The organism is Sporanaerobium hydrogeniformans (assembly GCF_002735925.1).
Lineage (GTDB): Bacteria > Bacillota > Clostridia > Lachnospirales > Cellulosilyticaceae > Sporanaerobium > Sporanaerobium hydrogeniformans.
The window spans coordinates 89335-109718 of sequence record NZ_PEDL01000001.1 but is presented as its reverse complement, the minus strand read 5'-3'; the positions used below and the strand labels follow the sequence as shown (position 1 = coordinate 109718).

The 20384-nt window shown below is 35.2% G+C and carries 17 protein-coding genes and 1 riboswitch; of the genes, 3 read left to right on the top strand and 14 right to left on the bottom strand.

Annotated features, from left to right (window positions below):
• Window positions 1-5: 5 nt before the first annotated feature.
• The 10 genes from CS063_RS00545 to CS063_RS00500 form a co-directional block, all read right to left on the bottom strand.
• Complete coding sequence (locus tag CS063_RS00545) at window positions 6-887, bottom strand: branched-chain amino acid ABC transporter permease (protein WP_099447768.1); 882 nt, start codon at window positions 885-887, stop codon at window positions 6-8.
• A gap of 112 nt (window positions 888-999) precedes the next feature.
• Complete coding sequence (locus CS063_RS00540) at window positions 1000-2169, bottom strand: ABC transporter substrate-binding protein (RefSeq protein ID WP_099447767.1); 1170 nt, start codon at window positions 2167-2169, stop codon at window positions 1000-1002.
• 241 nt (window positions 2170-2410) lie between these two features.
• Window positions 2411-3604 (bottom strand): ABC transporter substrate-binding protein, encoded by a 1194-nt coding sequence (locus CS063_RS00535; RefSeq protein ID WP_099447766.1) that lies wholly within the window; start codon window positions 3602-3604, stop codon window positions 2411-2413.
• A gap of 261 nt (window positions 3605-3865) precedes the next feature.
• On the bottom strand, window positions 3866-5248 hold the full coding sequence (locus tag CS063_RS00530) for a cation:dicarboxylate symporter family transporter (RefSeq protein ID WP_099447765.1): 1383 nt from the start codon (window positions 5246-5248) through the stop codon (window positions 3866-3868).
• A gap of 15 nt (window positions 5249-5263) precedes the next feature.
• A complete protein-coding gene (locus CS063_RS00525; RefSeq protein WP_099447764.1) occupies window positions 5264-6598 on the bottom strand; it encodes a CoA-disulfide reductase in 1335 nt (444 codons plus the stop codon).
• 183 nt (window positions 6599-6781) lie between these two features.
• A complete protein-coding gene (locus CS063_RS00520) occupies window positions 6782-7168 on the bottom strand; it encodes a desulfoferrodoxin family protein (protein WP_099447763.1) in 387 nt (128 codons plus the stop codon).
• A 112-nt stretch (window positions 7169-7280) separates the two neighbouring features.
• Window positions 7281-7898 (bottom strand): NUDIX hydrolase, encoded by a 618-nt coding sequence (locus CS063_RS00515; protein ID WP_099447762.1) that lies wholly within the window; start codon window positions 7896-7898, stop codon window positions 7281-7283.
• A 229-nt stretch (window positions 7899-8127) separates the two neighbouring features.
• Window positions 8128-8322 (bottom strand): CDIF630_02480 family spore surface protein, encoded by a 195-nt coding sequence (locus CS063_RS00510; protein ID WP_099447761.1) that lies wholly within the window; start codon window positions 8320-8322, stop codon window positions 8128-8130.
• A gap of 73 nt (window positions 8323-8395) precedes the next feature.
• Window positions 8396-9622, bottom strand: a complete 1227-nt coding sequence (locus CS063_RS00505) for an aminopeptidase (protein ID WP_099447760.1) — start codon at window positions 9620-9622, stop codon at window positions 8396-8398.
• 19 nt (window positions 9623-9641) lie between these two features.
• Window positions 9642-9824, bottom strand: a complete 183-nt coding sequence (locus CS063_RS00500; protein WP_099447759.1) for a DUF4250 domain-containing protein — start codon at window positions 9822-9824, stop codon at window positions 9642-9644.
• Between the two features lie 152 nt (window positions 9825-9976).
• A riboswitch (THF riboswitch) is annotated at window positions 9977-10079 on the top strand.
• Window positions 10080-10153: 74 nt separating this feature from the next.
• On the opposite strand from CS063_RS00500, the gene CS063_RS00495 reads away from it, so the two are divergent.
• Window positions 10154-10696: a folate family ECF transporter S component gene (locus CS063_RS00495; RefSeq protein WP_099447758.1), complete on the top strand. Its 543-nt coding sequence runs from the start codon at window positions 10154-10156 to the stop codon at window positions 10694-10696.
• Between the two features lie 130 nt (window positions 10697-10826).
• Here the strand turns inward: CS063_RS00495 and CS063_RS00490 are convergent, their stop codons facing one another.
• Window positions 10827-12269: a sensor histidine kinase gene (locus CS063_RS00490; protein ID WP_099447757.1), complete on the bottom strand. Its 1443-nt coding sequence runs from the start codon at window positions 12267-12269 to the stop codon at window positions 10827-10829.
• Window positions 12266-12952, bottom strand: coding sequence for a response regulator transcription factor (locus CS063_RS00485; RefSeq protein WP_099447756.1), 687 nt, complete (start codon window positions 12950-12952; stop codon window positions 12266-12268). The genes CS063_RS00490 and CS063_RS00485 overlap by 4 nt, the downstream gene beginning before the upstream one ends.
• A 206-nt stretch (window positions 12953-13158) precedes the next feature.
• Between CS063_RS00485 and CS063_RS00480 the strand changes: the two genes are divergently transcribed.
• Complete coding sequence (locus CS063_RS00480; RefSeq protein WP_099447755.1) at window positions 13159-13383, top strand: MerR family transcriptional regulator; 225 nt, start codon at window positions 13159-13161, stop codon at window positions 13381-13383.
• Window positions 13384-13387: 4 nt separating this feature from the next.
• Here CS063_RS00480 and CS063_RS00475 read toward each other — a convergent pair whose 3' ends face one another.
• Together CS063_RS00475 and CS063_RS00470 are read right to left on the bottom strand one after the other, a co-directional pair.
• Window positions 13388-15127, bottom strand: a complete 1740-nt coding sequence (locus CS063_RS00475; RefSeq protein ID WP_099447754.1) for an ATP-dependent metallopeptidase FtsH/Yme1/Tma family protein — start codon at window positions 15125-15127, stop codon at window positions 13388-13390.
• Between the two features lie 1077 nt (window positions 15128-16204).
• The gene (locus CS063_RS00470) at window positions 16205-16618 is read right to left on the bottom strand and encodes a winged helix-turn-helix transcriptional regulator (protein WP_308415394.1); all 414 of its coding nucleotides are present in this window, start codon (window positions 16616-16618) and stop codon (window positions 16205-16207) included.
• Between the two features lie 220 nt (window positions 16619-16838).
• On the opposite strand from CS063_RS00470, the gene nifJ reads away from it, so the two are divergent.
• Window positions 16839-20372: a pyruvate:ferredoxin (flavodoxin) oxidoreductase gene (nifJ, locus tag CS063_RS00465; protein WP_099447753.1), complete on the top strand. Its 3534-nt coding sequence runs from the start codon at window positions 16839-16841 to the stop codon at window positions 20370-20372.
• The last annotated feature ends 12 nt before the right edge of the window (window positions 20373-20384 follow it).

Below are 20384 nucleotides of genomic sequence, written 5' to 3'. Positions count from 1 at the left end.
CTCACCTACACTTTCTCTCTGACATTTTTACCAAATAGTCCAGCTGGTTTAAAGAGTAGAATCAAAATTAAAATACCAAAAGCGATGGCATTGGACCAGCTTGAAGAAACATATGCTTTCGCAAGATTTTCAATAAGTCCTAAAGCATATCCCCCAAACATGGCGCCTGGTATAATTCCAATACCTCCTAATACGGCAGCTACGAAAGCTTTAAGTCCTGGCATCATCCCCATATAGGGTTCTACTTGATAATAGGTTACACTATAAAGTACCCCTCCTAAAGCAGCAAGTGCTGAACCAAGGGCAAAGGTCATAGAAATAGTTAAGTTAACATTAACCCCCATAAGCCTTGCTGCTTGTTGGTCTTCTGAAACAGCTCGCATTGCCTTTCCTACCTTAGTCTTCTTAACTACTAGTTGTAGGGCAACCATACAAATAATAGTTAAAAAGACAGTTAATAAGGTCACATATGATATTTTTATATTTCCTATGGCTATAGTTTGAGTAAGACTCGTAGGAATAACCATCTTGCGTGTTTCTGCACCAAACATTACGCGATATATATTTTCTAAAAATAAGCTAACACCAATGGCTGTAATAAGTGCTGAAATACGTGGTGCATTACGAAGTGGCTTATAAGCAATGATGTCAATAAGCATACCAATCACTGCACATACTGCCATGGAAAGAACAATTGCCAGTCCAAAAGGTATATCTAAAAGTGTTACACTTAATAGACCAAAATAGGCACCCATCATTAAAATATCACCATGTGCAAAGTTAATTAATTTAACAATTCCATAAACCATCGTATAACCAAGGGCAATTAAGGCATAAATACTTCCTAATTGAATACCATAAATAATTTGTTCAATAAATTGATTCATCTTCCTCCCCCTTCTCTTTGTGTTTGACTTACAAAAGGGGAGAACACTATTTATTCTCCCCTATCTTATACTCTATGTAATTGCTACGTCTATACTATAGAGTTTTAACACCTTATTGAACTTTTGTTTCAAGAACAGATACGCCATCTTTCATTTTTAAGATAGTAACAGATTTTTGTGGATCACCATTTTCATCAAAAGTAACATGTCCTGTTACACAATCCATATCTGTTGCGGCAATGGCATCTTTAATCGCTGCTTTATCTTCTGTTCCTGCTTTTTCAATAGCTGCTGCTAAAATCTTAGTTGCATCGTAGCCAAGAGCTGCAAATGCATTAGGTCTTGTACCTTCAAACATTTCGGTATAGTTATCTACAAAGTTTTTAACAATTTCTGCTGTATCATCTGCAGCATAATGGTTTACAAAGTAACTACCTTCTACTAACTCACCATAATTTTCTTGTACACCATCCCATCCATCACCACCAAGCATAATCGTATCTAAGCCAACTTCTTTTACTTGGCCAGCAATAAGACCTACTGTATTGTAGTAATCAGGAATAAATAATACTTCTGGTGAACCTGCCTTAATGTTTGTAAGCACTGCTTTAAATTCTTTATCATCTGCTGTATAACCTTCATAGTTTGTAATTGTTCCGCCTGCTGCTTCAAAAGTTTCTTTGAAAGCTTCTGCAAGACCTACAGAATAATCACTTCCTGTATTGTATAGAATAGAAGCTGTTTTTACTTTAAGATTTTCATTTGCAAACTTTGCCATAATACTTCCTTGATAAGGGTCTGTGTAGCATGCTCTATACACATAATCATAACCTGGTGTAATATCAAGACTTGTTCCTGTAGGCGTAATCATTGGAATACCTTTTTCATCAGCTAATGGTCCAATAGCCAAAGCATTACTTGAAATAACTGGTCCTAATAAGGCAACTATTTCATCATTATCTACTAAACGATTAAAAAGATTAATACTTTCTGTTGCGTCACCTTTATTATCATAAGAAATAAGTTCGATTTCTCTACCGTTAATACCACCTGCTTCATTAATTTCCTTTACTGCTAAAGCGGTTGCATTATCTACAGCGATTCCATATTGAGCAACTGAACCTGTTTTAGGTGTAATTAAACCAATCTTGATAGTACCTTCGCCATTAGTTGCTACTGATGCGCCTTCACCTTCATTACTCGGTGCTTTTGCACCACAACCTGCCATGCTTACTGCCATAAGCATACTTATTGCAATAGCACTTACTCTTTTTAAAATCATATTATTTTCCTCCTCATTGATTCTCCATTTAACTTTTTACTGATTGAGAGTTTGCTTATACTAAACACCAAAAGAACGTTTCTAAGCAGATAACTTGAGAAACGTTTCTTTGGTTTAAGCCATTATTCACAAGCTTTCAATTTATTGTATTGTAATATAATATTTGTCATTTTTCAATAAAAAAGTTTTTGTTTCTTATTAAGATTCAATAGTCAGAAAATAAACAAGTCAAATGAATTCATTATTTGGAAATTTTTGTTTCAAGTTTCAACTTACCCTTTTCAATTTTTAAGATAGAAACAGCCTTTTGAGGATCACCTACCTCATCAAATGTAACATGACCTGCCACGCAATCAAGATCTGTTGCTTTAAGGGCTTCGAGGATGGCTGGACCTTCTTCACTATTAGCCGTCTCAAGAGCTTTTATCATAATTTTTGTTGCATCATAGCCAAGAGCTGCTAAAGCATTTGGTGTATCGCCATACATTTCTTTATAAGAATGAACAAAATTTTGTACAATAGGATCTGTATCATCAGAAGCATAGTGGTTAGCAAAGTAATATCCCTCTGTTACCTCACCATATTCTTTTTGTACATCATCCCAACCATCACCACCAAGCATAATGGTTTTAAGTCCGGCTTCTTTTACCTGACCGGCAATAAGACCTACTGTGTTGTAATAGTCTGGATTAAAAAGTACATCTGGTGCATTAGCTTTGATGTTACTTAAAATAGCTTTGAAATCTTTATCATCTGCTGTATAACCCTCATAATTAGTGATAGTACCACCTGCTGCTTCAAAGGTTTCCTTGAAAGCTACTGCAAGACCTGTTGAATAATCATCACCTGTATTATATAAAATAGCAGCCTTTTTAGCTTTTAAATTCTCAGAAGCAAATTTGGCCATTATACCGCCTTGATAAGGATCTGTATAACATGCTCTAAATACATAGTCATAATCAGGGGTAATATCTAAGTTCGTTCCTGTAGGTGTAATCATTGGAATACCCTTTTCTTCAGCAAGTGGCGCAACTGCTAAGGAAGTAGAAGAAATAACTGGTCCTATAAGAGCTACAATGTTATCATTATCTACAAGACGATTAAATAAATTAATACTTTCTGTAGCATCTGCTTTATTATCATAAGAAATAAGCTCAATTTGTTTCCCATGAATACCTCCTGCTTCATTTACTTCTTTCACTGCAAGCATGCTGGCATTTTCTACAGCAATACCATATTGAGCAACCTGACCTGTTTTGGGTGTGATTAGCCCAACCTTAATTGTTTCACCTGATGTTGAGGTATTTTTTTCCCCTTCACTCTTTTGAGCACTTTCTACTGAAGTGGAAGGTGTTACTTTTTTACTACCACAACCAGCTCCACTTAGCACCATTACCGTACTTATCACAACTACTAATACTTTTCTTAGCTTCATCAATAATTCCCCCTTCACATATAAACAAATGATTGAATGTTAATAAATGGTTACTACATAAAATAAGATAGTGTCCTTCCTATTAAGAGACAAAAAGAGCCTTCTTCCAAGTATGTAGCATACTCTTCAGAAAGCTCCTTTGCTCTCGCTACCCATTTATTATTTGTTTGTATTTTAATATAATTTTAAAAATATTTCAATAATAATTTTAAAATTATATTAAAATATTTTTCTACATGTCTCTCAGCAGATTTTAGCTTTTTAATCTAAAGGTGCATTGTACTTTTCTTTATCTAATTCACCACAAGATGTTGCTACTACCGTAGCAGCTACCATTGTACCATTAACATTTAACATGGTGCGTCCCATGTCTAAAATAGGATCTATAGCTAGTATTCCTCCAGCCAAAGGAAAATGTGGCCCTAAACCTACTCCTGATATCACAACAGATACAGCAATGGTTGCTGTGCCCGGAAGACCTGCAATCCCTAAAGAGCCAACCGCAATAACTACTAACAACATAATGTAAAAGCTTAAATCCATTGTTATACCACTCATATTGCCCAAAGTAATTGCCATTAAAGCTGGATAGATTCCGGCACACCCATTCATCCCCATATTTGAGCCAAGGCTTCCTACAAAGCTAGCAACACCTTCTTGTATCCCTGCATTGGTTGTAAGTTTTTCAATGGTAACAGGTAGCGTTCCTAAGCTCGAACGGGAAGTAAATGCCATAATAAGTGGTTCCATTAAATTTTTTATATAAGTAAATGGATTAAGTCCACACAGTGCTATAATAATAAGATGAATAATAAACATAATACCGATACTTATATACAGTGCAATAATAAAACGAATGACACTCAGTAAAGACGCAACGCCTCTTGCTACTAATGTATTGGCCAAAAGAGCTATTACTGCATATGGCATATATTTAATAATGGTCATAGCTACACTTACAATAATTTTATAAAATGCTTCTACTAAAGCTACAAAGGGTGCTATAACCTCTGTATATTTTTTAGTTAAACGTCTTATTGCAATGCCTAAAAAAGCTGCAAAAATAACAATTGCTACTACATTGGCATCTGCCATAGCTTTAACAGGATTAGCAGGCAATAGTCCTCTTAGAGTATCTACAATGGGTGTAATAGTACGCATTTCAACTGTTTCAGCTGTAACTACTTCTCCTACCCCTAAACGCATTAACTGACCTACTAAAATAGCTACCATAGCAGCTAATGTTGTTGTCCCTAGAAGTGTACCAACAGTGATAGATGTCATTTTGCCTAGGTTGCTTCCTTGCATATTCATAATAACTCTTATAATAGATACGAAAATCATAGGAACAACTAACATCTTGAGTAAATCTAAAAATCCATAGCCTACTAAACCATACCATTTAGAGATTTCAACGAGCCAAGGTACTTGCGCTGGATCTTTAGGAAAACCTGCTACCCACTGAATAACAAGCCCTAAAATAAGACCTATTAGGGTGCAAATAACCATGCGTAAAGAAAACTTTACCTTTTTTTGTTGCATTCTTAAAACAATTAAGCATAAAACTATAAAAATACCTATAAATAATAAGGTTTTCCAGTTAGTAATGAGTAAAAACTCTGATAAAAATGTACTTTCTTTCATCCCTTTTTCTCCTTTTTATTTGCATACATTTCCTGCCACATTTAATACATCCCAAGTTCTTGCGAAAGGTGGTGCATAACATAGGTCTAATAAGCCTAGCTGCTTTGTTGTGACTCCTGCAAAAATACAGGCAGCTAATACATTGGTACGTTGTACAGCATCTTTGTATCCTACCACCTGACCACCTAAAAGCTTGTAAGTTTCTCTTTCATAGATAAGTTTGACAGCTATTTTATTTCCACCAGGATAATAACTTGTTTGATTTGTATCTTCTATAAAAGTCGTTTTATATTCAAAGCCCTCTAATCTTGCCTCTTCTTCTGTTAAGCCTGTACGTCCTGCTTCCATGTCTAATACTTTAATACAACTTGAAGCTAAAGAACCTTCAAAGGCATTTGGTCGCCCACTTAAATTTTCACCTACAATACGCCCTAATTTATTAGCACCTGTCGCTAGAGGTACATAAACTGGTTTTTTCATAAGGGCATGCCAAATAGTAGCACAATCCCCTGCTGCATAAACATCTTCTATAGATGTCCTTCCCTGGGCATCTACTACAATAGCTCCATTAGATAGACGTTCAAGAGGTGTATGCTTTAAGAAATCTGTATTGGGCTTAAAGCCCATAGCTAAAATAACTGCATCTGCTTCTAAAGTACGTTGATTCGTTACAACATACTTTACTTTTTCCTCCCCTTCAAAGCTACATACTTCCTCATTTAAATAAAGTGGCACTTGTTGCCTTTTTAATTCATTTTCTAACAAATCAGTAACTTCTGGATCCATTACTTTCTTTAAAATACGGTCTTCTCTTTCTATAATACAGACTTCTTTACCTCTATATTTAAGAGCTTCTACCACTTCAAGACCAATGAAGCCTGCTCCAATAACCACTATTTTTTTACAACTTTCCTCTTGTAATAAAGTACGTAGAATAGTACCATCTTCCATACTTTTTAGTGTTCTGATATTTTGAAGTTCGCTGCCTGGAATAGCTGGAATAATACTACTTGCTCCTGTTGCAATCATAAGCTTATCATAGTAATCCTCTCTATTTTCTCCAGTTAAATGATTTTTTATTTTAAGTTTTTTATTTGGAAAATCAACTTCTATTACTTCATGCCTTGTTAATAAGTCAATACCTTTTTTACGAAAAGCTTCTATGGGCCGCGCCAGCATCTCTTCTTTGTCTTCAAAAAAACCTCCTACATAATAAGGAAGACCACAAGCACCAAAAGACACAATCTCCGTCTTTTCATAAACAACCACTTCATCTTGTGGGTTTAATCTTTTTAGCTTGGCTGCCGCACTCATTCCTGCTGCAACACCACCGATAATAACTATACGCATCTTTTCACCTCACCTTTTCTTGCATTTAGACTATACTTAGTGTTAAATTAACCCTTTTCAACTTGTCTTATACATGAATGGTATTCACCCTTTTTTAGATAAAAAAACTCTTCCTTTGCAGTAAACAGTTTTTATTATCTAAACTATCTACCCTAAGAAAGAGCTCTTATTTTTATAATTACCTTATACTTCAGTTTTCCATAACCCATGCAAATTACAATATGCAAATGCTGCAAGAACACGATCATCTTCTGTTAAAGCAAAGGTTACACAAGGTTCATCGTTGGGTGAAAGACATTTTCTTTGTCCCCCTTTTTCCGTTAAAAGATAAACCCAGTTAATAAGATGTGCTTCTGTCATAGGATGTGCTACACTTCCTATAACTACTTTCACTTCATTACCCGTGATACTTACAACAGGTAAATGTTTCTCGGTAGCTGCCTCTGTTGTATTCGGTTTTATTTCTGTCATGGCTTCATTACAACAAACCAGCTTACCGCCACCTGCTTCAATTATCCCTACTATATTGCCACATACCTTACACCTATAAAACTTTTGTTCTCCGCTCATAATAAACCTCCCTTTCATCACTTAAATTTTTAAACAGCTTATGTATAGTGCTAGCTTAATTCTATTATATAATATCCTTCTCTATTTTCAATCATTATTATAAACTAAATCATTAGAAAGTCTCTTGGAACATCTGTTTTCCTAAATGAACAAAGCTTCTTAAAATAATAATAAGCTTTATGTCCATTTTTACTTTCTCTTCTAAGAGTTTTTTGGCTTCTTCTTGAGATATGAGTAAGGCTTCAATCTCTTCATCCTCTTCTAGATAGGACCTACTTAACTCTCCTCTACAAGTACAATACATAAATGCAACAGATTCATCCGTAAGTCCTGGTGAAAGATAAGTTTTCTCTACACTCAGCCCCTCAATAAGATGTACCAAGTCTAAACCTGTCTCTTCTTTAAGTTCCCGCCTTAAAGTTACCTCCCTCTCTTCCATAGGGTCAATAAGCCCTGCTGGAAGCTCATAAATATAATCATTAATAGGTACCCTAAACTGTCTAATAATAACAAGCTTCTGCTCTTCTTCATGATAAGCTACAACGACTACTGCATCCACCCTATCAGGTTCCCCTTCTAAATAGAGCGCTCTTAACACCTCTTCTTTTTTACGAGAAGCCACCATCCAGTGTTTTTCTTGTCCCAATTTATTTTTATACGTTACATCAAATAATCCTAAAAAGGGAGTTTTGACTAATGCCGTTAATTGCGTAATTAAACTCTTTCCCATCCTATTGCCCTCCAAATTCTTTTTTATTCATTATAGCACCCTTCTTTCCTAGCTCCTAGCCTCTCCTTCATCTAGATTGTGCCTTAGTACATTTTGTAATTATTATATAGACCCAAATGCCCTTGCTATCTTATTTTTATATATAAATAAGAACAAGCTTTAAAGCGAAATACTTTTTAAGTTTTTCACTTTAAAGCTTGTTCTTATTCTTTAGCTTTAACTAAAAGTTTTAGAGTCTACTTCCATTATCTACCCAATCCTTGGCATTTTCAACAGCTTCTTCACCTGGCAAGCCTACTTTAGATTCTGGCATTTCAACTTGTACATTGAGGATAGCGGATGTTGATTCACTATGAGTAGGCACTTTATTATTAAGCTTTTTATTATACTCTCCACTAAGAGGTCTTGCTATAGATGCTTTCATCTTCTCTATTCCTTTCTATTTATTAGTTTAGCTTTTTCTCTTAGTATGTCACCCATCTTTTAAAACATGCACTTTAAAAAGCCCATTCTCCATCTTTTATTAAAAAAATACTTTCATTATCTACGGTAAAACCTTCTACACTGAGTTTAGGTCCACCTACCATAAAGTCTTCATGAATCATAGATATGTTAGCTCCATGCTTTTCTAATTCTTCATCTGTCATAGTTGTACCACCCTTTAAAGTGGTAGGATAGCTGTTACCAAAGGCAAAATGACAAGAAGCATTTTCATCAAATAAGGTATTAAAGAAAATCATCCCTGTTTCTGAAACAGGTGAGCTATGAGGCACCAGAGCTACTTCACCTAAATAAGAAGCACCTTCATCTGTTTGTAAAAGCTTTTTAAGCAACTCTTCTCCTTCTTTTGCCATGCAATCTACTACTTTACCTTTTTCAAATAGCAGTACAAAATCATCGATTAAGTTGCCACCATAACTAAATGGCTTCGTAGAAGACAGTTTGCCATTTACACCATATTTAGATGGTAAAGTAAAAATCTCTTCTGTTGGCATATTTGCTACGAAATAAATCCCTTTGGTACTTGTTTCACCTCCACCTTCCCAAAGATGATCTTGAGGAAGCTCTACCCAAAGGTCTGTCCCAGGACCTGTATAATGAAGTTTTTTTAGCCGTTTTTCATTCAAAAATGTACATTTTCTTTCTAAGTTATCCACATGGTCTTTCCATGCCCTTACAGGGTCCTTTTCATCAATACGTGTTGCTTCAAAAATTTTATCCCATAAAAGCTTTTCACTTTCCTCTTTTGATACGTTGGGAAAAAGCTTCTGACTCCATGTAGGTGTGGGAATTGACACAACACACCACGGTACGTGCGAATGACTCATATATTTACGAAAGGTAGCTAAAGCTTCGCCTGCTGCCTTTTGAGCCGTAGCTATTTTGCTAGTAGCCACTCCTTTTAACAGATCTGGATCTCCTGCACTTATGCTAATGAAGGCTGCATTTTTTTCTGCTAATTCCGTAAGCCCCTGTGCTAGCCAGCTTGGATATTCACTAAGAGCATCCTCTGAGGCATAGGTATAGGTGATTTTAGACATTTGTTCGTCACTATACTCCGTATAAACACGTTTTGCACCTACTTCATAAGCACATTTAGCAAGCTCTCTTGCAAAGTATACACCTTCTAAAGGTGTACGAATCATGAGGTATTGATCTTTTTGGATATTTACACCTACTTCCACTACAAGTCTTGCATATTGTTTTAACTTTTCTTCAAACATTCATCTCTTCCTTTTCTTTTTATTCTGCTACAAATTGATTAAGGGTACTATTATACTTATAACCTACCTTACTTAAACGTTCTTCTACTTCCTCTTGCTTTTGATTATATGTTTTACAAAGGTCTTCTAAAGAACTAGCCTCATCTCTTAATTTCATATTTACAATGCTTAGTAGTAAATAGGGATCTTTTGTATTGAACATCGTTTCGTCCTCTCTTTCTATTCTTTCTTAGTATCTATCACTTTTTTATATTTTATTATAATAAGGTGAATATTTATTGTAAACTTTTATTTTTCATTCATATTGTGTTTTAAAAAAATTTTGCTATAATGGGACTATCACTATAGACCGTTGGCAGAGTAGATATAAGTGCGTTAAGTGCTAGTTGGACGGGAAGTTGCCACTAGACGAAAAATCCTCAAAGGATTTGCGGTACTTATATCGCATTCCGCTGCCAGATGCAGCGCTTCTTTATCTTAAACCTAAAATCTTATTGGGTTTAAGCTTTTACTTGAAAAGGAGTTGCTAATATGAAAAACAATTTACAAACAAAAGATACTGTATTACTTGGACTTTTTATCAGCCTTAAAATTATTCTAGCGCGTGTGGCTCAAATTACACTCTTTAATAATTTTTTGCGTATTTCTTTTGGCTTTATCGTATCCGGACTTACAGCTTATTTATATGGACCTTGGATTACGTGTGCTATGGGTGCAGCAGCAGATATTTTAGGCTTTTTCTTATTTCCACAAACATCTCCCTTTTTCCCCGGTTATACCCTAACTGCGGCTTTAGGTGGCTTCACTTATGGTTATTTTATGCATTATAAAAAAATGAAGGGAAAGATAAGTTTACCTCATATCGTTATGGCAAATGCTTTTGTAAATCTTATCCTTCACGGATTACTAAATACTTATTGGTTAAGCCTTACCAATGGTAAAGCCTTTATGGCCTTATTACCTTTAAGGCTTGCTAAAAATTTTGCCATTATCCCCATCGAGTGTGCAATACTGTATTTCACTCTTAAATACCTTACGATCCATTTAAATGCTTTTCGTACAAAAGAGGTTTAATTCTCCCTAACAGGAATCATGCAATCATTTTATAATGTAAAACCAACAGTCCATAGTGAAAAGGGCATCCTGTATGCCTAAAAAAAGAGCTCTTCAAGATCCTAAAGCTGTCCTGAAGAACTCTTTTTTATTAATTTTTAATTCCTAAACGCATATAGGATTTTACTTTATTGGTACGATGTTGATGTATAAAATCACCTTCTAGTGGAAGTTGCACAGACACCTTACTTCCACATCCTTGTTCACTCTCAATGCTAATCTTGCCATTGTGGGTCTTTACAATCTTTTTTACAATGGTAAGGCCTAGTCCACTACCTTCATATTTTTCCCTACTCTTATCCCCTCGATACATGCGGTCAAAAACATAAGGTAAGTCTTCTTTAGCAATACCAATACCTGTATCTTCTATAGTAATAACACATTGTTTATCTTTTACACTGGTTGTAACTTTAATTTCTCCCTTAGCCCCCGTAAACTTAAAGGCATTAGAAAGTAAATTCATCCAGAGCTGTTTAATACCATCCTTATCCCCTAATATATTCATATTCTCTGTCTCTTCTATGTTTAAGCTATACTTAATGCGTTTTTCTTTTGCTACAATTTTAAAGTTGTTAAAAACTTCTTTGATACTTTGGTTAATTGGAATGGGGTGAAGTTCTGCTTCTCCCCCCTCTTCCTCCTCTACATTTTTAAGCATATCTAAATTACTAAGAAGCTTTCCAAAACGTACCACTTCTTTATAAAGCATTTGCATCTGCTCATCATCAATCGGATAAATCCCGTCAATCATGGCCTCTAAATTACTCTGTAAAATATGAAGAGGTGTTCGAATCTCATGTGAAACATCTGAAATAAGTTTTTTACGAATAGCATCTTGTTTTTCCAAACGTTCTGCTAAGTAGTTCATACTATAACGTAAGGTCTCAATCTCTTGAATACGACTAGGCCTAGTATAACGTGCTGCTAACTTACCATCTGCAAGATCCATAGATGTCTTTGCAATTCCATAAATATGATAAGTAAACATCTTAGAAATACCTAAACCAGCTGCTACAAAGCATCCTAAAATCAGAATACAACACCATATAACTGCTTGATTCATAGCTGCTTGAAACTGAAGTCCACTTTCAGAAAGAAGTAAAGAAGGATAATAGCCAATACGCGCATAACCTATCAATTCCCCCTGTCTGTCATACAATGGTCGATCCTCAAAACGATAATTTTTATCATTTAGCCTCATCCACTTTCCTTCTAAGTTTGCAATGCTATAATGAAGCTGTTCCTGAGTCGTTCCCCATATGAGTTTCTTATTACAATCCAAAATAGAAATAGCAAAATTTCCCATATAGGTTTCAACAACTAATTTTTCATCAATATTATATTTCCATCCATCTGTTTCATACAAGTCCTCTAAAATCTTAACAATAACATCCCCTGCTTGTTCAATGTTTTTTTCCATATAATGCTCAAAATTCTTTTTAATTGAAATATTAACCATCAGGGAATTTGTTAATATAACAAGAATTCCTAGAGAAACAAGAGTCCCAAAAAGTTGTTTTCTAATAGAAATCATACTGTATCGCCTTCAAACTTATACCCAATTCCTGTTACTGTTTTAATGTATTTAGGGTTTTTTGTATCTTCTTCTATTTTCTTTCTTAAATTTTTAATGTGTACGTCAATCGTTCGGTCAAATCCATCAAAATCAATCCCCATTACTGCTTCTATGAGTTGATCTCTTGTAAAAACACGACCTGGTGAAGAGGCCAATTCATAAAACAAATCAAACTCATTAGGCGTAAGGGCTACCTCTTCATTGTTCACCTTAATGATACGTTCTTCTAAATAAATCTTTAGTCGTCCTTTATCAAAAATAAGGGTATTTTTATTTTCCTCTCTTTGCTTTCTCATATCAAGTGCCTTCACCCTAGCAACCACTTCACGTGGGCTAACAGGTTTCACTAAATACTCATCTGCCCCAAGATTAAATCCTTCAATCTTACTATCTAATGTGCCTTTTGCTGTAACCATAAAAATATACACATTAGATACCTGTCGCATCTGTGCACAAATTTCTTCACCTTGAATATCCGGAAGCATTAAATCTAAAAGTACAATATCTATCTTTTGGCTATAAAAAGTATCAAGTCCTGTTTGTCCTGTATAGCAAGTAAAAACGGTGAATCCTTCTTTTTCTAGATATTTGGTCATAATATCTGCTACACGTTCTTCATCTTCAATGACTAATATATTCATAAGCTTTCTCCTCTTCTTAGCTTTATTGAGTGTTTATACAGTTCTTTTCTTTTTATTATAAACGAAGCATATGAAGAAAATTAAAAGTTTATACAAAATACAACTATCAGTTCAAATAATTAATTATAGGAATCTACTATTAATTGTTGATAAATTACTTAAAATACTTTACAATAGTAAATATATTGGCAAAGGGGGACTTTGAAATGAAATATACCTTTGATGACAAAGAACACTTGATAGATTTTATATGCAACGAAATCATTACTACTGCTGAAGCGACATGCCTACTAAACTGTTCTAGGCAATATCTCGATGAACTTGTAAGTAAAGGAAGAATTACCCCCATCAAGACCATTAACCGTGTAAGGCTTTATTGGCGCAACGATATTATAAATTTACAAAACAAGAAAAATACACCAAATAGCTAACTTCTTATGTAAAGAAGTTAGCTATTTCTTGTTCATCCAAGGTTTCTTTTTCAAGGAGTGCTTCTGCTAGTAACTCTAGCACTTCTTTATGATTTATTAAAATTTGCTTACATTCCTCATATAGCTTATTCAAATGTGTAGAAGCCTTTTCTAAAAGCCATCTTCCTTCCGTCTTATCTTCTCCTAATAAGACTTTCCAATTAACTAGCCCAAACTCCTCATCCATCCCATAACGCATCAAGTAATCTTTAATAAGCCCACTGGCCCTTTCAAGGTCATTACTTGCTCCTGTTGTAATAAAGTCTTTCCCAAAAATCAGTTCTTCAGCAGCTCTCCCCCCCAAACTAACCTTAATTTGATTTAAAATATCTTGTTTGGTATGATACATTTTATCCTTAGGAATATTCATACTAAAGCCTCCTGCTCCTTTAGTACTCGGAATAATGGTAACTTTCGTTATACTATTTTCTGGAGCAACTAACTTCGTAATTAAAGTATGTCCTGCTTCATGGAAGGCTGTTACCTTACGCTCACGTCTATCTATCCCACTTCGATCCTTTTTTTCTTTTCCCGCAATCACTGTATAAAAGGCTGAATCTATCCCTTCTTTAGTAATCACTTTCTGATCTTCCTTGGCTGCTGAAATAGCTGCTTCATTAACTAAATTTTCTAGCATAGCTCCTGAAAAATAAACAGTTTGTTTAGCAAGCTCTTTAAGATTAATATCTTCACTTAAAGGCTTATTTTTTATATGAAGCTTTAAAATAGCCTCTCTTGCTGCAAGATCAGGATAACCTACTTCAATATGTCTATCAAAACGCCCTGGTCTTAAAAGTGCATCATCTAACATGTCTAAACGGTTAGTTGCTGCAATAATAACAATCCCCTCATCTTCTCTAAATCCTGACATTTCTGTTAAAAGTGCATTTAAGGTTTGGTCTTTCTCATCATTACTATTCTGTGCACTTTGACTTCTTTTCTTTCCAATTGCATCAATTTCATCAATAAAAATAACGGCTTTTTTATGTTTACGTGCCTCCCCAAAAATTTCACGTACACGACTTGCCCCTACTCCCACATAAAGCTGTACAAAATCAGAACCACTTACGGAAAAGAATGCTACTCCTGCTTCTTTGGCAATCGCTTTAGCCATTAGTGTCTTTCCTGTTCCTGGTGGCCCATAGAGAATAATCCCCTTAGGCATTCTTGCTCCTAGTTTCGCATACTTTTCTGGGTTTTTCATAAAGTCAATAATATCTTGAACTTGTTCTTTAGCTTCTTCATTTCCTGCAATATTATTAAAATCTTGCTTAAGTTCATTTGCTTCAATAGGCTTAGAATTTAAACTCATAGCCCCTTTGCTCATTCCCTGCTTACTTACCATTTTAAAGATTAAAGTAAACATAGCTACCATAAAAGCTAAACTTATTACACTTTGTACCATATCAAATTGTGTTGTCGTTTTTTCTATTACCTTAACATTATTTAAAAGAAGTTTTTCTTTAAAGCTTTGAGTACGTGGATTATCTGTTTCATAAGAGATATCTTCCCCATATTGTTTAAAGTGAAGCTTGGCTTCAGAGCTTAATATAACTTCCTCTATTTGTTTATTTTCAACCTTGCTTATAAACTCATTATAAGACATTTGCACAGGCTTAGAATGCTTATTCCATGTTATGCCACCCATAAGGAGTAATACACCTAAAATTATTCCACTCATTAGAAAAACTCTTTTTCTTCTCATTTACTCTCCTCCTTACGCCTCTCCCCTTTTCTAAGGGAGTATGCCTTACACCTATTATAACCTCATCACAAGACTTATCGCATTAGTAGGTCGTTGGAAAAGTAGACAAAAAAAGAAGGAGAAAGACGACGGGTCTTTTCTCCTTGAGAGAAGGTATTTTATTCTAGGGGTAGCAAATAATTAAATATTTGCTGTAACATCTGGGGGAAGTTACAAGTACATTATAACAAGTGTTTCCCAATAAGTATGCCCTAAGTTTTCTTTATTTTTCATTTCCTTTTATACATTTTGCACTTTTCCATTTTATGACTAGTTATAATCCCAAAAAGAAGGTGCTCCTCAAGTTTGTCTCTTTGTCTATTTTGTTTAAGCTTTTAAATAATCTAATTATTATATCCTATTTTTCTACATTCTGTCTATTTTTACACTTCTATGTCATGTGACTTTATCTATTTTAAAGGTTTTACTGTGCTTATAAACTTTGCTAATCATTTTAAATACCTTATGAAATTTTTAATTTTTTTCAAAAAAACTATAGAACATTTGTTCGATATGTGATACAATCTACTTATTAAATACCTAAGGAGGCTATAAAGATGAGTGTTGCAGGAACTATTGATGATGTTTTAAAACAAATTCAATTACTTATTCGTATATATGGTGATGTCACTCTAAGAGATATTGAACGTTCTGTCTTAGCCATTCGTAATAAATAGGTTCTATGTTGTATTTTGAGCGGCTAGAGATACAATTTTTAACAATCAAAAAAGCAAGAGTAGTGTTGGCTACTCTTGCTTTTTTTGCCTTCATAAAGCTCAGTTTCCCTAGAACCCAGTTCCCTTTGGAAATCTAAATTTAAAAAGGCAAATCATTAGGTCGTGATAACTTCTTCAAATAAGTTTGCTAACGCTTGCTATTTTCCAAGGGTACCATCTCCTAACTTGTATACAGGAAACACTATTTCATTTGCATGAAGTAGCATTTTCTGTATGGGATTAGTATATGCATTCTTAATCCCTTTATACCTATTTTATATTTTTATTTTTAAGTTTTTTATAATCCTTTTATGAGCGTTTTTCATTGCTCATCGGTAAGCTCTTCTTCTATTCTTTCACATTTTTGTTTAAATACTTTAGGGTGAGTATTAAAATACCCAATACCAAATTGATACATCCCTTCTAATAAAGGAAGCATCTTTTTACCACTTTCAGATAAGCTATATTCAACTCGTGGTGGTATGACAGGATAGACCTTACGGATAACTAAATCATCCTCTTCTAAGCTTCTTAATTGATTGGTTAACATTTTTTGAGTAATATCAGGAATTTTCCTTTTTAAATCACTAAAACGTAAGGTCTGATGACTTAAATACCATAAAATTAAAATTTTCCATTTTCCTGAAAATAAACGGTGCACAAGGGTCATAGGGCATGTACAATAATGTGCACAACGTTCCTTCATGACACATTCTTCATGTTTTGGTTCTTCCATTATCTGTCCTCCTTTGCTGTCATTGATTAGTATAGCATAGTATCCTTTTTGATACTATCTATAAAAAAAGTGTCTACTTGTTAAAAATCTTGCTCTTTCTTATGATAAAAGCATAACTGCTCCCTCAAGGAGCGTAAAATTAGAAAATATTACTATTTTAAAATAGAGAATGTACTTTATAAATACACATTCTAAAATCAAAGATAGAGAGGGAAACATTATGGCAAAAAAATTAATGACATTAGATGGCAATACTGCTGCCAGTTATGTAGCTTATGCTTATACCGATATAGCTGCTATTTATCCTATTACACCTTCTTCTACTATGGCTGAAGTAGTGGATGATTGGGCTTCAACAGGTAAGAAAAATATTTTTGGACAAAAAGTAAAAGTTATAGAAATGCAATCTGAAGCAGGAGCAGCAGGTACCTTTCATGGTAGTCTTCAAGCAGGTGCTTTAACTACAACCTTTACTGCTTCTCAAGGACTTCTTCTTATGATTCCTAATATGTATAAAGTTGCAGGTGAACTTCTTCCTGGTGTTTTCCATGTAAGTGCACGTGCTTTGGCAGCTCAAGCTTTATCCATCTTCGGAGACCATCAAGATGTAATGGCAGCTCGTCAAACAGGCTGTGTTATGCTTAGTTCAGGCTCTGTTCAAGAAGTTGCTGACCTTGCTCCTGTAGCGCACTTAGCAGCACTTAAAGGGCGTCTTCCTTTTATTCATTTCTTTGATGGGTTTAGAACCTCTCATGAAATTCAAAAGGTAGAAGTATTAGATTATGAAGATTATGCTGCTTTAGTAGATCAAGAAGCACTTGCTGCCTTCCGCTCACGTGCGCTTTCTCCTAACCACCCCGTGACGAGAGGAACAGCACAAAATGCGGATATCTACTTCCAAACACGTGAAGCTTCTAATAAGTTTTATCAAAATATTATTCCTATCGTAGAACAAACAATGGCGGAAGTAGGTGGCTTAACAGGCCGCCAGTATAGTCTTTTTAACTACTATGGTGCAGCAGATGCAACACATGTACTCATCGCAATGGGTTCTGTAACAGAAACCATTGAAGAAACGATTGATTATCTTAATAGCAAAGGCGAAAAATATGGTTTAGTAAAAGTACATCTTTATCGTCCCTTCTCTAGTGAACACTTATTAAATGCTATTCCTCATACAGCAGAAAGAATTTGTGTTCTTGATCGTACAAAAGAACCAGGTGCTTTAGGTGAACCACTTTATTTAGATGTGCGTTCTGCTTTCTATGGTTCTAAACGTACACCACTTATTATTGGGGGACGTTATGGACTTGGTTCAAAAGATGTTACACCTAGTCATATTTTAGCTATTTTTGATAACCTTAAGACCACTGAACCTAAGGATCAATTTACTGTAGGTATTGAAGATGATGTTACTTTTACTTCTCTCCCTATTGATAAAGACCTAAAAATCTCAACACCTGGTACTGTACGTTGTAAATTCTGGGGATTAGGCTCAGATGGTACAGTCGGTGCCAACAAACAAGCTATTAAAATCATTGGTGAACACACAGATAAATATGTACAAGCTTACTTTGCTTATGACTCTAAAAAATCTGGCGGCATTACCATGTCTCACTTGCGTTTTGGCAATGATCCTATCAAATCCACCTATTTAATTGATGAAGCAGACTACATTGCCTGTCATCAACAAGCTTATGTGCATGAATACGACCTTTTAAAGGGTCTAAAAAAAGGTGGAACCTTCGTTTTAAACACTCTTTGGACAGCTGAAGAATTAGATAGTCATTTGCCCGCTGCCATGAAGCGTTTTATTGCTGAAAATGAAATCTCCTTTTATACCATTAATGCCTTTGGTATCGCTGGTGAAATTGGTCTGGGTAAACGCATTAACATGATTATGCAAGCTGCTTTCTTTAAGCTTGCTGGTATTTTACCAGAAGAGGATGCAACAGCTTATCTCAAAGCTTCTATCGAAAAAGCTTATGGCAAAAAAGGTCAAAACATAGTGGATATGAACTGTCAAGCTGTAGAAGCTGGTCAAAAATCCCTTGTACGTATTGATGTTCCTGTAAACTGGAAATTTGCAAACGAGGAAGTAAAAGTAGAGAAAACTACCAAACCTGACTTTATCACGCGTATTGTCGAACCTATGAATCGTATGGAAGGGGATAACTTACCTGTTAGTGCTTTTAGTGGTATGGAAGACGGTACTTTCCCTCAAGGAACTGCTGCTTATGAAAAACGTGGAGTAGGTATTTTCGTTCCTGAATGGAAAACAGATACTTGTATCCAATGTAACCAATGCAGCTTCGTTTGCCCACACGCTTGTATTCGCCCCGTACTTGTTACAGAAGAAGAAAAAGCCCTAGCACCAGATAGCTTTGCAACTAAAAAAGCTATAGGTAAAGGTCTTGAAAATCTTCAATTTAGGATTCAAGTAAGTCCAATGGACTGTACAGGTTGTGGTAACTGTGTAGATATTTGTCCAACTAAAACAAAATCTCTTGAGATGAAACCTCTTGCAAGTCAAGTAAAAACAGAAGTAGATAACTGGACTTATTCTATTTCGGAAAAAGTAGCTTATAAAGGTGATTTAGTAAAAGGTACAACGGTAAAAGATAGCCAATTTAAAACACCTCTTATGGAATTCTCAGGTGCTTGTGCGGGTTGTGGCGAAACTCCTTATATGAAACTCCTTACACAACTCTTTGGTGATCGTATGATGATTGCTAATGCAACAGGATGTTCTTCTATTTGGGGAGGTTCTGCACCTTCTACTCCTTATACTACTAATCACCTCGGCAAAGGACCTGCTTGGGCAAACTCTCTCTTTGAAGATAATGCAGAGTACGGTTTAGGCATGTTCTTAGCAGCTGAACAAATGCGTGATGCTCTTCAAGAAGCAATGGAAGCGCTTATTAACTTACCACTTCCAGAAGATCAAAAAGCAGTTTTTAGTAATTGGTTAGAAAACAAAAACAATGGTGAACTCTCAAAAGCTGCTAGTTTTGAAGTAGAAGCTCTTTTAGATAATGCTAGCATCACTCTTGCTGAAGCTCTTCCTTATCTTACACAGATTCGTGATAGACGCGATTACTTAGTGAAACGTTCTCAATGGATTATTGGTGGAGATGGCTGGGCTTATGACATCGGCTATGGTGGCTTAGACCATGTCCTCGCTTCTGGTCAAAATGTCAATGTCCTTGTCTTCGATACTGAGATTTACTCTAATACAGGTGGCCAAGCCTCTAAATCCACTCCCGTTTCAGCCATTGCTAAATTTGCCGCTAGTGGTAAACGTTCTAAGAAAAAAGACCTCGGTCGTATGATGATGTCTTATGGTAATATCTACGTTGCACAAGTAGCCATGGGAGCAGATAAAAATCAATTAGTTAAAGCAATGCTTGAAGCAGAAGCTTATGAGGGTCCATCCATTATCATTGCCTATGCAACTTGTATTAGCCATGGTCTAAAATGTGGTATGGACAAATCCATTAGCTCTATGGGTGATGCAGTTAAGTCTGGCTACTGGCACTTATACCGTTACAACCCTACACTTACAGAACAAGGTAAAAACCCTTTCCTTTTAGATTCAAAAGAACCTACAGCAAGTTTTAGAGACTTTATTATGGGACAAGTACGCTATGCAGCTCTTGCTAAACAGTATCCTGAAGAAAGTGAAGCACTCTTTATCCAAGCTGAAAAGGATGCCAAAGAACGCTATGAGGCTTATAAAAAATTAGCAGAATAACAACTCCAAAAC